Source organism: Acinetobacter sp. YH12156, from assembly GCF_013418235.1.
GTDB lineage: Bacteria > Pseudomonadota > Gammaproteobacteria > Pseudomonadales > Moraxellaceae > Acinetobacter > Acinetobacter pseudolwoffii.
The window spans coordinates 117,673-133,273 of record NZ_VPCL01000013.1 but is presented as its reverse complement, the minus strand read 5'-3'; the positions used below and the strand labels follow the sequence as shown (position 1 = coordinate 133,273).

The 15,601-nt window shown below is 39.3% G+C and carries 11 protein-coding genes and 1 pseudogene; 2 read left to right on the top strand and 10 right to left on the bottom strand.

Annotated elements, in window-relative coordinates:
• Positions 1-137 precede the first annotated feature (137 nt).
• The 10 genes from arsC to FTU87_RS12145 all read right to left on the bottom strand — a co-directional run bounded on the left by arsC (position 138) and on the right by FTU87_RS12145 (position 12,534).
• Entirely contained in the window at positions 138-572 is a 435-nt protein-coding gene (gene arsC / locus FTU87_RS12190; protein ID WP_005093706.1) for an arsenate reductase (glutaredoxin), read from the bottom strand.
• A 179-nt stretch (positions 573-751) separates the two neighbouring features.
• The gene (locus FTU87_RS12185; RefSeq protein WP_159516668.1) at positions 752-3,628 is read right to left on the bottom strand and encodes a type I restriction endonuclease subunit R; all 2,877 of its coding nucleotides are present in this window, start codon (positions 3,626-3,628) and stop codon (positions 752-754) included.
• Between the two features lie 28 nt (positions 3,629-3,656).
• Positions 3,657-4,568: a DUF5655 domain-containing protein gene (locus FTU87_RS12180; protein ID WP_159516669.1), complete on the bottom strand. Its 912-nt coding sequence runs from the start codon at positions 4,566-4,568 to the stop codon at positions 3,657-3,659.
• A gap of 17 nt (positions 4,569-4,585) precedes the next feature.
• Positions 4,586-5,437 carry an HNH endonuclease gene (locus FTU87_RS12175; RefSeq protein ID WP_159516670.1) on the bottom strand — a complete coding sequence of 284 codons (852 nt, stop codon included), beginning with the start codon at positions 5,435-5,437 and terminating at the stop codon, positions 4,586-4,588.
• A gap of 10 nt (positions 5,438-5,447) precedes the next feature.
• A complete protein-coding gene (locus FTU87_RS12170; RefSeq protein WP_180097505.1) occupies positions 5,448-6,668 on the bottom strand; it encodes a restriction endonuclease subunit S in 1,221 nt (406 codons plus the stop codon).
• Entirely contained in the window at positions 6,668-8,236 is a 1,569-nt protein-coding gene (locus FTU87_RS12165; RefSeq protein WP_180097503.1) for a type I restriction-modification system subunit M, read from the bottom strand. The genes FTU87_RS12170 and FTU87_RS12165 overlap by 1 nt, the downstream gene beginning before the upstream one ends.
• Positions 8,237-8,525: 289 nt before the next feature.
• Positions 8,526-10,112, bottom strand: coding sequence for a sensor domain-containing diguanylate cyclase (locus FTU87_RS12160; protein WP_180097501.1), 1,587 nt, complete (start codon positions 10,110-10,112; stop codon positions 8,526-8,528).
• Positions 10,113-10,506: 394 nt separating this feature from the next.
• Positions 10,507-10,713: a hypothetical protein gene (locus FTU87_RS12155; protein ID WP_074382693.1), complete on the bottom strand. Its 207-nt coding sequence runs from the start codon at positions 10,711-10,713 to the stop codon at positions 10,507-10,509.
• Between the two features lie 117 nt (positions 10,714-10,830).
• Positions 10,831-11,730, bottom strand: a complete 900-nt coding sequence (locus tag FTU87_RS12150) for a ParB/RepB/Spo0J family partition protein (RefSeq protein WP_005093722.1) — start codon at positions 11,728-11,730, stop codon at positions 10,831-10,833.
• 18 nt (positions 11,731-11,748) lie between these two features.
• Positions 11,749-12,534, bottom strand: a complete 786-nt coding sequence (locus FTU87_RS12145) for a ParA family protein (protein ID WP_035337428.1) — start codon at positions 12,532-12,534, stop codon at positions 11,749-11,751.
• A gap of 903 nt (positions 12,535-13,437) precedes the next feature.
• Here FTU87_RS12145 and FTU87_RS12140 point away from each other — a divergent pair.
• Both FTU87_RS12140 and FTU87_RS15195 read left to right on the top strand, forming a co-directional pair.
• Positions 13,438-14,607: a replication initiation protein gene (locus FTU87_RS12140; RefSeq protein WP_005093725.1), complete on the top strand. Its 1,170-nt coding sequence runs from the start codon at positions 13,438-13,440 to the stop codon at positions 14,605-14,607.
• A 444-nt stretch (positions 14,608-15,051) separates the two neighbouring features.
• Positions 15,052-15,240 (top strand): annotated as a pseudogene (locus FTU87_RS15195) (hypothetical protein); the annotation flags it as partial.
• Positions 15,241-15,601: the final 361 nt, after the last annotated feature.

Genomic DNA, 15,601 nt, shown 5'->3' with positions numbered 1-15,601 from the left:
TGCCTGCTGATGATCCAATTCCTTTATCCTTCAAGAACCTATTTCATTCAGTATGTAAATGATATGGATCATCGTCCATGTGTTTTTCAGATAAAAAAGCTCCAATCAAGTTGAAGCTTTTTCGTAGGGGGGACACTTTATTTTACCCGATTGCCCTGTTGATCCACGATGATTTCACCGTCTTCTTTGGCAAAGGCTTTTAATTGTGGCGAAGGCAGAATATCCAGTACCACTTCCGATGGGCGGCATAATCGGGTTCCAAGCTCGGTAACCACCAACGGGCGGTTGATCAGGATCGGATGTTGCAGCATGGCATCAAGCAGTTTCTCATCGCTCCAGCCGGCATCATCTAGATTCAGCTCGGTATAGGGATCGACATTTTTACGGAGCGCATCTCTTACCGATAAACCTGCATCAGAAATCAGTTGAATCAGCTCATCACGAGAAGGAGGCGTAACTAGATATTCGATCACTTCAGGCTCAATTCCCGCATTGCGAATTAAAGCCAGCGTATTGCGTGAGGTACCACAGGCTGGATTATGATAAATTTGGACTTTTGGCATTTGATCCATGAGCTTTACTCTTATCAATGAATCATAGCTTTATATATGAATATACGCATATTCGCAATATAAAATATATGTGTTTTTCAGATGTAACCTGATATGAGAAGTCCAAAATCATTTGAAGCAGTTTCAAAATGAATAGTCTCTTCTAGCTCTAGATTATTGGATCACTTCACAGGCTGCTGTTAAAACCCCACATAAAACTTTTCAATCAGCTTTCGGGTCTTGACCAGCAGATTACTCAACACATTTTCCCGTTCAAACAGCTTCACTTTAAAGTTCAGCAAGTCTTTCAATTCTTCCTTACGTGGTAAACGTTTGGTGAACTCGTAATGTTCCAGAACTTGCTTCATTGCTTCTGGTTTCAGGTTTTCTTCTGTACAGAGGTACTGATAGGCCTGTTCTTTTTCAGCATCCCAGAACTGAGCAAAGGCCGTTTGTACGCTCTGGCCATTGATCATCTTGGGCAGGTTTTCTTCAATAAACTTCTGGATCAGCGCCTGCTTGTCATACAGGGTGATTTCATTGCCAATCAGGTCATAGACCTGAGCTTCATACTTCTTACGTTTGTCTTCATCATCACTATTCACAGCCAGTTGTAGCAGGTTGATGATATAACCAACATTGATCCGGTCACTGTGCAGTAAGTCCAGCTGAAAATCGACATCGTCCAGTACCGATACTTTTTCTTTTTTAGTGGTCTTGCGTACATCACGACATAGATCGGCATACTTGGACGCAAAGTTGGCAAAATGCTGTTTATCCAGTGCAGTCTGGTCCTGATCATATTCAATAAAGGTTTGCAGCTGGGCGTTGTAACGCATCACTTCTCGAAAGGCTTTAATGAACGCCAGCTGCTGATCTTCAGTGATGAGTTCGTCGACACTTTGATAATCAGGGGTAATATTTAGTAGCTTCTGTACTGCCACTTCATAGTCCTGCTGAATTTCTTCATAACTTGGCACCAGTACCACTTTTTGCGCTTCTTTATTGGAAAATAATGCCAGTGCTTCATCAGTAGCGCGTTTCAGGTTACGGAAACAGATGATGTTGCCGAAAGGTTTTTTGTCGTTAAAGACGCGGTTGGTTCGCGAGAAGGCCTGAATCAGGCCATGGTATTTCAGGTTCTTGTCGACATACAGGGTATTTAAGGGCTTGGAATCAAAACCGGTCAGAAACATATTCACCACAAGCAGGATATCAATCTGTTTCTTTTTGACCCGATCGGCAATGTCGCGGTAATAGGCATAGAACTGGTCGCCAGAATTGTAGTTGGTCTTAAACTGCTGGTTGTACTTGGCGATATAACGGTCCAGCTTGTCGCGACTGGACGGATTGATCTGGCTGGGAATATCGGCTGCTTCTTCATGGATCAGCCCGTTTTGCTCATCTACTGGGACTGCTTCATTGGCGGCATAGGAGAAAATCGTCGCAATCGTCAGCGGTTTGAACAGTCGGCCCTGCTCTTCATCCTGTTGCTGTTTCTCGGCCTGAACCTTTTCAAACACTTCATAGTACTGGGTCAGGGTATCGACCGAACTGACACAGAACATCGCGGTAAATTCACCATTGCGAGTTTTGGTCGGATGCGTATCGACAATATAGCGCGCAATCATTTCCAGGCGCTGTGGATTGTCGTAGAGCTCCCGGGTATCAATGCCTTCGACATCATCGTCATAGTCGAGGTTGTGCTGCATGCCCTTGGCCGTGTATTTACCCCGGTAATCAATCTGGAACTGCAACACGTTACGATCCCGGATCGCATCGACAATCACATACTGGTGCAGACACTGATTAAACAGATAATCCGTGGTGAGTTTGAGGCCGGCTTTAGACTGACTGTTTTCCTCAAAAATCGGCGTTCCGGTAAAACCAAACATCTGCGCATTGCTGAAGAACTTCTTGATATTCTGATGGGTCTCACCAAACTGGCTGCGGTGACATTCATCAAAGATAAACACCACTTTCTGGTCTTTGAGATAATCAATGTATTCCAGATAGCGATCCGTGCTGATGGCCCGGTTTAGCTTCTGGATGGTGGTGACAATCAGTTTGTCATGGCGTTGATCCAGCTGCTTGACCAAAGTATGCGTGCTATCGGTGCTGTCGACACTTTCGGCTTTAAAGGCATTAAATTCGCGTGAGGTTTGCGTGTCCAGGTCGTTCCTGTCCACCACAAACAGGACTTTTTCCACGTCCGGCATTTGCATGATGATCTGGCTGGCTTTAAACGAGGTCAGGGTTTTGCCTGAACCGGTGGTATGCCAGATATAGCCGTTCTGATCGGAGTTTTGCACATGCTGCACGATTTTCTGCACTGCATAAATCTGATAGGGACGTAGCACCATCAGGCTTTTCGTGGTTTCTAGCAGCACCATGTATTGGGTCAGCATTTGGGTCAGATGCTGCTGATTGAGAAAAGCTTCGGCAAAGTCGACAATTTCATTGATGTGTTTGTTATTGACATCCGCCCATGGAAAGGCAAACTCGATGCCTGTGGTGCCGTTAGAATAATAACGGGTATTGGCACCATTACTGATCACAAACAGCTGGATAAAGCCAAATAGCCCTTGCCCAGCCCAATACGCTTCACGAATATAGCGTTGCGTTTGGTTAAAGGCTTCGGCAATTTCCATGCCACGCTTTTTCAGCTCGATCTGAACCAGTGGCAGACCATTGACCAACAGAGTCACATCAAAACGGCTGGTTCTGCCATTATAGTCGCGGTGATCAATGGTGATTTGATTGGTCACCTGATAGATGTTTTTGCTGGGGTCATCTGACAGGAAAAAGATGTGCTTACTTGAACCGTCATCAAATTTGACCGGGAACAGATCACGCAAATTCTTGGCCCGTTCAAATACCGTTCCGGTATTCAAAAAGCTGATGACCTGTTTCCATTCAGTTTCAGACAGTGGTGCAAGTCCATTAGCGCGTTCAATTTGAGTTTTCAGGTTAGACAGTAGCTGGCGTTCGTCCTTGAGCGTGACTGAGGCATAACTTAATTGCTGCAGCTGGCCAATCAGTTCGTTTTCAAGTTGGTATTCGCTTTGTACTGTCATTTCCTTCCCCTCTAAAATCTTAAATTATTCACTTCAATGTCTGTTTAATTAAACTCAAGATATATTCTAAATTTTCTGTATCTGACACGATCACCTCACAATCGCCATTGCCCCAATGTCCAATATTGGTCACATCTTTCGCGAGCTGTTTCGGGTCATCCAGTTGATTAAAAGGCATATTCAACCATATACGAATTTGCTTTGTCCCAATACTCATATAGACATAGTTGCGCTTACCCTTACGGAAGGCGATATACATTTTCTTAGGATGGATATCTAAATCGGTAGTTAAGCCCAGAATTGAGTCCCTGAATTGCTCATATAGCTCTTTGATGTCATCGGACTTATCCGCCAAGTGATAGGCTTCATCATATTGCTGAATTTCTTTGGCAATCTTTTGAATGTCTTCAGACTCAACCTTTTGCACTTGCTTTATTGAAGGCGCTGATTTGGCTTTCTGCAATGGATTGACAGAAACAATTCCACCCTGATAACGTTTGATTTCCCACAGCTCAATACCTAAATCTTTAAAGTTGGTGGACTGCTTTTGATAGTCGGTAAAGCTCGGTGAAACAAAGATGATTCGGCTTTGTGACCAGTCGACATCGTGACGTTTAAGCTGTTTGCTCTGGCTCTCGTTGTACTCCACGATAAAATCTGCCTTATAGTCGAGCATCAGATTCAGATAAGAAACGCCTTGATCAATCACGCTATAATTGCGTTCACGCTTGTATTCGATAATTACGAAGGCCTGACTTTCGGGATCGAAAGCCAGTGTATCAATACGGTTATTTTTAATGGTGAATTCAGACTTGATGAATTCCAGACCTGTAAAACTGTAAAGATTGTTTTCAAACAGGGTTTGAATTTCTCTTTCCAAACGAAAAGGATCTTCTGTAAGTTCTACTAATGACTGTGCTTGGGTTTGATAAAGCTGCATTAAAAATCTCGAATTATTTATTCTGCAAATGTTTGTCTAAGTGGATTACTCAAAGAAACGCTATATAAGAGTTTTAATCTCTTAATTGTCATTGGAATACCATTTTCGGTTTTATGGAGCATGGCATGACAGTTCGGGCATACAGGTCGAAGATCCTCTTTAGGATCTACTTCATACTCTTCGCCAATCGTGTGCAAAGGCTTAAGATGATGTATGTGGATGAAATCTTTAGCAAATGAGCCATACATATGTTCAAAGCTTAAGCCACAGACATAACAGCGTGTTCCATGAATTTCTATACATTTAGCCCTTGCTTCAGGATTACGCTCATATTTATTCACTAAAACCGTTTGCTTAGCTCCTTCAGGAAAGGTTTCATTTTCTAAACCTGCTTCATCGGGATAGTCGGTATTCACACTATCAGTTTTAAACTCATTAAAAATGTGAGTTAAAAAAATGCGGATTGGATCATTTGAAGCTTTATCTCGATCTGTGCGACGGCCTTGAATAGGAGCATCAGGAATTAAGTTTTCCTGTCTGAAATATTCAAAAGACAAAGTGGATTTATCCACTTTGTTTAACTTTTCAAAAATAGAGTATCCACCTAGATAACTTTCAATTTTCTTTTTATCCGACCAAAATACTTTCTGCGCTACTGGGTATTCTGAGTTTTCCGCATGCCCCAGAACTTTGAATTGATACATCACCTTTGAGATGGGTTGGGTCACATATACATGAACAATATCATTGATTTGTAACCCTTTACCTTCACTAGTGGCTGAATTCTTCCAATAAATCTGCGGCAAAGCATCATAAGCTGCTTCTAAATCAAACTCAGCATAATTCACGGTTACTAGCCAATTTGCCATAACTTTCCCCCTAGACAAACATCTGCTGCAACAAGCCTTTTTTCCACTGTTTAACTTGTTCAATTTGCTGTACCACTACGTCAATTTTTTGGTCGATAGTAGATAGAAATTTGGCGATTTTGGTTTGTTCTGCCAAGCAAGGAAAACTAAAACTAAAATCATTTATTTTTGTTAAGGTAATCCGCTTCAATGCTTGACCAGCTATAGCTCCATTAATTTCTTTTTGTCCAAAATCAGATACAAACAAATGATATAAGAAATAATTATAGTACTCAGGTTGTAGCCTTAAGAATGCTACGCTTGAAAGTAGACTGAATTCTTCTCTCAAAGTATTTACACAACACTGACCAATAGTGCCATCTTTCGTTAAAAGCACATCACCAAACTGCACATCACAAGAAGAATAAATTTTTAAATGTTCTTCTTTATTTACATATTCTAGCTTTGAGAAATCTAAATAGCCATTTTTAACATTCTTTGAGGTCAAATACTTGTAGTCACCAACTTCAAAAGTTTTAGGTGAAAAATGTGTGCCATCTTTAATTTTTATACAAATTTCAGAAAGTTTCTTTTCTTCCCACTCCCCGAACTCACTACCATCATCCGCTTTAAAACGAATCTGCTGACTAAACAGCTTTTGCATCATGCCTTGTTTATATTGGCTCAGTAGCACATGTTTTTGGCTGAGTTGGCTAATCTTTTCATCCACGGCAGAAAGAAAAGCAGCGATTTTGGTTTGTTCTTCTTTTGATGGAACAATTAGTGGAATTTGATGTAAAACACTACCTTTAATTCCTTGAACAGTTCCACCTGTAGCTTTTGACTTTAAAATTTCCTGAAAGCTTTCAGATAAAAACTTTTGTTTCAAAAACAGATTATCTAATAAACCAATTTTTCCTCGATATTTGATAACTCGTTGTGCTAATGCTATGTCTGTTCTATCAACACTTGCAACATTACCCAACGGTGCTTCAGTAGTAATTAAAACATCATTTAACTCTACTTTTCCTCTACGCATGACATCATCAAAAGCTGACTCTTCAATGAACTCCTGCGAAGCAGAGTAATCTAAATATCCTTGTTTAATATTTTTTGCAGTTACTAATAAAACACCTGATTCAACTTTTTTTGGAGTTTTCCCTCTATAGTCTACATAATCTGCCAATTCAATAATTTTTTTGCTACCCCAATCTTCGGAGAACTCTTTAAATCTTAACTTCGGTGTAGTCATTACTTCACCTCCGAAAAAGGCGAAGCAATGCCTAGCTCTTTGCAAAACTCTGCAATTACCGCATCGGTTTTTTGACTGTCTTTTTCCAGCTGTTGCAGCTGTTGGGCAATCACATCCAGATCAATCTCAGCTTCCGCTTCAAAAGTATCGACATAACGCGGAATATTCAGATTGTAATCGTTGTCTTTCACTTCCTGTAAAGTTGCTACATGCGCGTATTTTTCGATGTCCTGACGCTTTTCAAATGCCGAAATAATATTGTCTAAATGCTCAGGCAAAAGCTTGTTTTGGTTCTTCTGCTTTTCAAACTCGTTACTGGCATCAATAAACAGAATATTGCCGCTCTGCTCACGGTTTTTCTTCAATACCAAAATACAGGTCGGAATCGAGGTGCCATAGAAAATATTGGCCGGTAGACCAATAATGGTATCCACCACATTCAACTGTTCAATCAGGTACTGACGAATCACGCCCTCACTGGAACCCCGGAACAACACGCCATGCGGTAACACCACCGCCATAGTGCCGTTGTCATCCAGTTGATACAGCATGTGCTGCACAAAAGCCATATCGGCTTTGGAACTTGGCGCCAGTTTGCCATACGCAGCAAAGCGTTCATCCTGTAAAAATAATGGATCGGCTGACCAGTTGGCTGAAAATGGCGGATTGGCCACCACCGCATCAAACTTTTTATCCAGATGCTGCGGACGGGTTAAAGTGTTTTCCTGTTTGATGTCGAACTTGGCAAAATGCACATCATGCAGAATCATGTTCATGCGCGCCAAGTTGTAAGTGGTACGGTTCATCTCCTGACCGTAAATCATATCCACATCTTTGACTTCACGTTTTACCCGCAGCAACAAAGAACCTGAACCGCAAGTCGGATCATAGACTGAACGTAAACGCTCCTTGCCTTGGGTGACAATCTTGGCCAGTAAAGTCGATACGGTTTGCGGGGTATAGAACTCACCAGCTTTCTTGCCCGCACCTGAGGCAAACTCACCAATCAGGTATTCGTAGGCATCCCCCAGTACATCGGCTTCGGTATTGGAAATATCAAAATCAATATCATCCAGATGACTGAGGACTTTCGCCACCAGTGCATTACGGTCGCTGGCATTGTTGCCGAGCTTGGTCGAATTCAGATCCATATCTTCAAACAGATTGGCAAAGTCATCGGCAGAATCGGTACCTAAGGTACTTTGCTCAATCGATTTTAAGGTTGCAGTTAAATCATCCAGAATGAATTCGCCCTGACGGCCACGCTCAGCTAAGGTATGGAATAGTTGTTTTGGCGTGAGTGCATAACCGACTTCTGCAATGGCATTCTTTTTGATTTCTTCGATATAAGGCACATGCTCAGGATTGTTTTCATCCAGCTCTAAAAAGCTGATGTCTTCGCCATCCAGCAATTCATTAGCAAAATTAACCGACTTTTCCGACAAATACTTAAAGAAAATAAAACCCAGAATGTAATCACGGAATTCATCGGCGCCCATGGTGCCACGCAAAGTATTGGCAATATTCCAAAGTTGTTTTTGTAATTGTTGCAGTTGTACGTGGGTCATTGTTATAGAATTCCAAATAAGTAAATCATTAATCAAGTGATTTTACCTAAAATTCTAAATCATGCAGCAGTAAAAAGCTGCAAAAGGACATGAATTGTCGTGCTTAATTCACTTTATTTATCCATTAAAGCTCCCCGGACAGACCCATATACCAAATTTTACCAGTGCATGCTCGGGCACAGACTGAAGCTGATCTCGATTAAAGCTCATGTAACTCCGCAAGGTCCCTGTGCTGAATATGCTTGAGCAGAAAAAGATTTAAAAAAATCAGCCTGTTTGTGCCGACATTTTACTTGGCTAATTTTTGCGTCATACGAACACAGTTCCGCCCATTATTTTTCGCTTCATACAGCTTATTGTCTGCCATTTTAAAAACCTGTTTGACGCTTACTGAATCACTCGGACAGAATGCGATACCCACGGAAATGGTGATTTCTTCAACTCCTTCAATTTGACTTGCTTGCATACTCGTTCTGAGACGTTCGGCAGCATTGAAAGCAACCCGAATATCGGAGGTCATCATCAGTACGATAAACTCTTCCCCACCAGTGCGACAGCAGAGATCATGGCTTCTGAAATTTTTCTGCATTAAAAAAGCCAATCGCTTTAAAACCTCATCTCCGCGGTCATGTCCATAGCTATCGTTGATCTTTTTAAAGAAATCAATATCGATAGCGAGTACCGCAAAATGAGTACCCGTACTGATTAATTCATCCAGAAGATATTGCATGCCACGACGGTTATAAAGGCCGGTCAAGGGGTCAATATTGATATGTTGGCGTAATTCTGAGATCTTGTTATTAAATGTTTTCGAGCTCAAAAGTAGCGAGGCCCTAAACTTAAATACCTCGAAATACCAAGGATCAACCTGGCTGATTTTATCCTGAATATCATTTTTACTTAGCATACTGGCCATTTTCGCCAAACGAGTCAACGGCGAAGAAATAAACAGCGACATCCGCCAGACGATAAAGAAAATAAACAGATAAAAGATAAATATGCCGATAGAAACTTTTAAAATTAATTCATTGGCCTGTTCAAGAAGTTCATCCGTAGGTTGCTGCGAAACCACAATCCAGTTCACACTCGGAACATAGGCAAAACCGGCCAGGTTATCAATCCCCAAGCTATTCGTCAGACGGACGGATCCTTTCTTGTTTTTATTGATATAGTCCAGACCACTATTATTTACAATTTTTTCGCCAATCCGACTCGAATCTGGATGGAAGATAATACGGTTCTGCTGATCAATCACATACATATAACTTTTTTTGAAATCAAATTGATTGAACAGCATTTCACTGATTATATTATTCTTCTGCAGATAAATCGTACCGCTGATAAAGCCCTTATAATTTTGATTCACGTCGTAAATAGGCTGTGATATCAATACAACCAGATTTTTTTTGCTTGACCAATAGGGTGCCGAAATATACGTCTTTTTGCTTTTAAGTGATCCAACAATACCCGCTGTATTATAGGGTGTGTGGAATTTTAGGTCTAATGATACTGGTGCATAAGCAAGTATCTGATTTCGCTGGCCTACCATAAAAATACTGTTAAAGTTATTCGACTGGTTTTTTAGCCGTTTGACTTCAGCCTGTCGCAGTGGCGTATTGTAAAAGTTTTGCCCTAATTGCTGAGCACTATACTGCAACTCCTGCAACATATTGCTGACATCACGATTCACACCCATCGCAATCTTGGCTGCGTATTTTTCATTTATAGAGAGTGAATTCTGAATCAGTTGCTGTTTAACCACATAATTCAGAATAAACAGGCTAATCACAAATAAACAGGAAACGCTGAGGATCGTTGAAATCAGAATCAGCTTGCGTAAATTCAGATTCAAAGATAGAAGTATTTTATATAACAACTGAGACCCCAGGTACCTTGGATTGTATTACTCTGTTTAATTTAACATAAATACGCAAACCCAATGCTACAAAATCACTTTCTAAAACTTAGAAAAACATTCTAAATTTACTGCCTAAACCCTCTCCAAAATGTTGAGCTGAATAGGGCAATAAAGCTAAATCCAAATCGGACATCAGTCATAATGACAGGGCTTTGCATCTTTCTAAATACCCTACTGTGACTTTCAGTATATTCGGTTGATGAATAGAACAAATGATTGGGCAGAATAGGCATCGAGTATTTAGAATAAATGAAACCAGCCCTATCAGCTAAGCTGTATGCTGTTATGCTCCAACTAATCAAAGTTATGATTCAGTGCTCGATCCAGCAATCATACAAATACGGTCAGAAATTTATTTAAGTGCTTTTTTGATTTTATTGATCAATGTACGGGCTGCATCATAATCCTCAAAATCAATATTGATCGTCCCTTTATTTCCCTGATTTGTCGAGGAGCTTTTAATCACGACTGAAAAAGCATTCGATTCAAGTGGGATAATTTCTGCCGAAACAATATGATCAGCGTTAAGGAAAAAATCTTTTTTTAATTGAATTAACATTTTTTATTCTCGAGTAAAAAACAAGCAATATTTATAGCATATAAATTCAAAAAGTATAAAAATCGGCGAAATTCAATTGAACAAAGTACTGTAGCAAGTTGCTACAGTGCCTTCATTTTATTTTTTCAGCATTTTTTTCAGCAAATTTTCCAGCTCTTGTAAATTTTGTTCATCAAATTCACTCATTTTTAATGACACTTTTAAAATGTTGTGATCAAACTTAATATTCCCTGCGACTTTTCCATCATATTCAATTTTATGCACGATTGACGTTTTAATTGGCTCTTTGTTTTCTTTCGACTTTAAAATTTTTTCTGCCAATAAGGCCAGTTTTGTTTGCTCAACTTCTTTTTTCAGTAATTTCGCCCAAGCTTCTAGCAGTGCTTTTTTAGCATTACTGTAATTCTCTTCATAATCTGAAAGAAACTTTTTCACAGCTGTGGCGGCAGTGCGTGCCAACAATGTCGGTTGTTGTTCTAAATCGGCAATCAGTTCTTTCGGTAATTTTTCGAAAGATAGATATTTATACATATCCTCTCGATTCATGCCTAATGATTTTGCCAGCTTTTGCTTGTTCTTTTTTAATTTCTCATCCAGAGAACTCAGACCGACATAAATTTCATAATCTGTTAAGTCTTCCCGTTTTAAATTCTCAGCCAAGGTTAACAGTGCAACTTCTTCATCTGATGCATCGATGACAATCACTTCAATGGTGTTTTTATTGAGAATTTGATGCGCTTTCAAGCGTCGTTCACCTGCAATTAACTCATATTTGTCCTGTACTCGCCGAACTGCAATCGGCTGCAATAATCCAATCTCCTCAATCGAGGCTGCTAAATCTTCAATATCTTGCTGATTGAATATTTTTCGTGGCTGATTGGGACTAGGTTGAATGTCTGTAATTTGGACATTACGACGTAATTCTTTCACATCGTTGACATGCTCTTGCTGAGCTTGTTGATGCTTTTGAGTATTTTGCTGAAGACGTTGTGCCAACAATTCTTTTGTACTTACCATAGGATTCTCAGAGTGCCTTTATTCAACACGATTGATGATTTCTTTCGCTAAATCTTGGAACGCTTTACGAACTTTAGAATTTTTATCTACGCGCAACAATGGCTGTTGTAAAATTGCTGCTTGATTGACTTTCGTACTCATTGGAATGGTCGTTTTTAACAATTCGCCGACCTGGCTTAAAGCTTCATCTCGTATCAGTTTACAGACGTTTTGACGTTCATCATGTTTAATCAGCAAAGCACCTAACAGTTTCAATTCGGGATTGACCCGTCTTATTTTACTTAAATGGTTAATTAAGTCAGTGACACCATATAGGCCATATTGTGAACCGGATTCAATCGGCACCATAACATGGGTAGATGCAGCCAAGGCATTACTGGTCAGAAGTTTTAGGCTTGGAGGACAGTCAATCAGGATGAAATCATATAATCCGTTTAATAATTCCAACTTGTTAGAGAGCTCTTCAGAGGGTCTTGGGGCATCATCTTTAAGTTGGTCTTCTGTTTTACCTAAAGTAAGTGAACCATAAATTAAAGAAACATTTTTAAAATTGGTTTCTTCTTGTAAGGCATCAGACAATAGGTTCAAATCACCTACCAGTAATTCAGCAGAAGTGGTTTCAACCTCACTCGGATGTCTTAATCCGATATGTAAACTTGCATTGGCTTGTGGATCTAAATCAATCACCAATACTTTATGCCCCAAGTCTGCTAGCTCTGCAGCCAGATGAACAACCGTGGTGGTCTTCCCGCAACCACCTTTATGGTTTGCTACAGCAATAATTTTAGTCGATTTATTTGTCATATCAGACCCCATTCGAATGATCCTAATATAGTGGAACTTGTAGCAACTTGCTACACTTTATTTGAATGATATTAAAGTACGAATCAATATCGGCTAACAAAGAAAACAAATTAAAGTTTTATATAAAATATAGCTAGCTAATTATAATTAGTATTAATTAATATAATTAAGTAATTATAATTAGGACAATTTTTCCCTTTTTAAAACAATACCTTACGTCTTTAAAGGTGGAGGGTTTGTCACCGAAAAGTGGAAGGTTTGTCACTGAAAGGTGGAAGACTTGTCACTGAAAGGTGGAAGACTTGTCACTGAAAGGTGGAAGAGCTGTCACTGAAAGGTGGAAGACTTGTCACTATGGTGGAAGACTTGTCACTGGTTTAAAAAAAAACATGAAATTAAGTTATAAAAATATTTAAATTCAAAACTTTAATCTGTTGATAAGTATCATGATCTGACTTTAAAGGTGGAAGACTTGTCACGCTTATTTTTATACTTGTGGATAAGTTATGTTTTCCCTTTAAAAATTGCAAAAAAAAGTCCGATTTAGTACTTGATTCTCTCTAAAGGTGGAAGCTTTGTCACTGAAAAGTGCTAAACCAAATGATTTTTTCACTTATAACGGTATTTTTGGCCACAAAAAAATGCAAAGAAAACGATTTAAGCTCTTCTCAGTTGATAAAAGTGGAAAGCTTGTCACTAATAAGTGGAAATTTTTTCAAAGTTTCCACCTTTGGGTTAAGGATTAGGCTAAATCTAAAAAAATGATGACATGCTTTCCACTCTTGATCTTTAGCACATCCTTTTAAAGGGATAAGCACTTAAAGTGAATCTGTAAGGTGAAGATGTTGAATGTTATTCCACTTTTATGTATAAATAGGGGGAATAACTTTTAATTTTTCACTTATGAGCGATTTTAACGAAAAACAAGAAATAGAATATTTACCTTATTGTATCGGCAATATTCGACAGAATGGAGTGGTGAGTACCAGTAACCGCTTAATTCGCCCTATTGAATTGTCTTCTAATGAATATAAGGCACTGCTTTATGCAATGGCGGTTGCAAACTATGGTGAAAAAAATAACCAAGATCGTGAAATTACCGAGAAAACCTATATCTATCTGCATAAAGAAGATTTGGGGGAATTGTTAGGACTCAATAAGAAGAATTCCATTAATGTGGCTATTGACCGGATTTATAGGGAACTTTCATCTCGGGTTGCTCATTTTGTAATTGAAGAGCCTGTAGATGACGTCAAGCGTAAAGTAAAAAAAGTCCATTCTGTGGTACCGATTATCCGGGAACTGCGCTGGGAAGATGATGCCAAAAATGCCTTGCAGATTCGCTTTACCAGTGAAGTGCTGCCTTACTTCACCCGTCTGGCCAGTGGGAATTTTACCACTTACCAGTTGAAAGATTTATTTGCTTTAGACTCTGTCACAAGTATGAGTCTATATTCTTATATTGTTAAAAATGAATTTAAGTATGCGAATCTCGACACCTATGAAGTTGAGCTCACCTTAGAGAATTTAAAAGCGTTGATTGACATCGGTGAAAAAAAATATGACCGCTGGGTAGATTTTAGGCGTTATATTCTGGATAAAATTGTTGAAGAAATTAATACTAAAACCAGTCTGCAACTAGAATATGACACCATTAAGAAAGGCCGTCCTATTGTGGGTGTGCGGTTTAAAATTATGAGTGGAGATACTGAAGCGGCTCTCCCGCAATTTAACGAAAAGACTCAAATCTATTTGGATGTAGATTTTGATGATAATGCCATCGTGAAAGAGTTGGGGGCAAAGTTTGATATGACCGTACGTTCCTGGTATATCTATGCCAATGATCCGAATTATACGCAGTTCAGCAAGTGGTTTAAGATCGAAGGCTGTTTAACCGATTCTCAGGCGAATGTTATTGTGAACGATATTATGTTTCAAATGGATTTTGCTGTGGCCGGTGCATCCATGAATGATTTCAAGAAAGAGATGAAATATAAGCTCAAAAATGATCCGACTTTTGTTCAGGAAAATCGCGAGCGTTTGAATGAGATTTTTGGTAAAGAAATTATTTAAAAAGTGTAGCAAATTGCTACAGCGCATTGAAAAACATTCCGAGTGAATGATTTTTTTTGCATGTCTGACATTTTTCGCAAATAACTAGAATATTTCTGGTACATCTTTTTAGTGAGATTAGCGGGCGCTCATTGGGAAAATGTCGCAGTTCGGACTTGCTACATCTTGTCTAAAATACAAGTGAAAATACCTAAATTCTGAATATCTAAAAAGTGTAGTAAGTTGCTACACTTTTTTCTTGGGGTCAAAAACTTACTATTATTCACGCCATAATCCCACGAAAAACTATGTCTTTTGCCACCTTCTTACGATGGCATGATTGAAAATTTTAGGCGAAATCACTGGATTAATGAGTTCGTGATTTGGACTGTCATAATCATGCCCAGGTGCAACAGCTACAAAAAATCTGGAATATTGCCAATACCTTGACTGGCATCATAGAGGGAGAATTTGAAGCCAGAGACGATAAAAAATGTACTGGAATATTACGAGTTCTCCAAGCATTTGTTGCGCAAGGAAGAACTTAAAGACTCGCCAAATTATAAGGTGAAGCTATTTGAACGGGATAATGTGTTTAAACATCTGCTGATTAGAACACAGCAGTTGATTGAAAAGTTTTATGTGGAGTTTTAAAAACAGCCCGTGATGTGATCCGGGACAGGATGGGATCATGTTACAGCAGTGAATGATTATCTGGAGGCATCTCAGTTCATGGATTTAACTGAAGGTATCAGCGCTTATGTCAGTTGAAAGACTCCTTCGATTTACAGGAATTTTGCCAGCCATATAGTGTCTAAAAGCAATCGATTGACTTATGCCAACGGAAAAAGAAAGTAAATAGTAACAGCTCAAAGAGGCATGATGCCTCCTTATTTATTTTGTATGCTAAATAGCCTAAGTATGGCAGGCCATTACTCAAATAGAAGAAAAGATTTTAGCAGTGATTCAGTGCAATGACCGGGATTTATCATATAGAACGGAGCAAAAAGGGACT

Excerpts from the sequence above, each read along its gene's own strand:
- arsC (WP_005093706.1), bottom strand. The coding sequence starts at position 572 with ATGGATCAAATGCCAAAAGTCCAAATTTATCATAATCCAGCCTGTGGT.
- FTU87_RS12185 (WP_159516668.1), bottom strand. The coding sequence starts at position 3,628 with ATGACAGTACAAAGCGAATACCAACTTGAAAACGAACTGATTGGCCAG.
- FTU87_RS12180 (WP_159516669.1), bottom strand. The coding sequence starts at position 4,568 with ATGCAGCTTTATCAAACCCAAGCACAGTCATTAGTAGAACTTACAGAA.
- FTU87_RS12175 (WP_159516670.1), bottom strand. The coding sequence starts at position 5,437 with ATGGCAAATTGGCTAGTAACCGTGAATTATGCTGAGTTTGATTTAGAA.
- FTU87_RS12170 (WP_180097505.1), bottom strand. The coding sequence starts at position 6,668 with ATGACTACACCGAAGTTAAGATTTAAAGAGTTCTCCGAAGATTGGGGT.
- FTU87_RS12165 (WP_180097503.1), bottom strand. The coding sequence starts at position 8,236 with ATGACCCACGTACAACTGCAACAATTACAAAAACAACTTTGGAATATT.
- FTU87_RS12155 (WP_074382693.1), bottom strand. The coding sequence starts at position 10,713 with ATGTTAATTCAATTAAAAAAAGATTTTTTCCTTAACGCTGATCATATT.
- FTU87_RS12150 (WP_005093722.1), bottom strand. The coding sequence starts at position 11,730 with ATGGTAAGTACAAAAGAATTGTTGGCACAACGTCTTCAGCAAAATACT.
- FTU87_RS12145 (WP_035337428.1), bottom strand. The coding sequence starts at position 12,534 with ATGACAAATAAATCGACTAAAATTATTGCTGTAGCAAACCATAAAGGT.
- FTU87_RS12140 (WP_005093725.1), top strand. The coding sequence starts at position 13,438 with ATGAGCGATTTTAACGAAAAACAAGAAATAGAATATTTACCTTATTGT.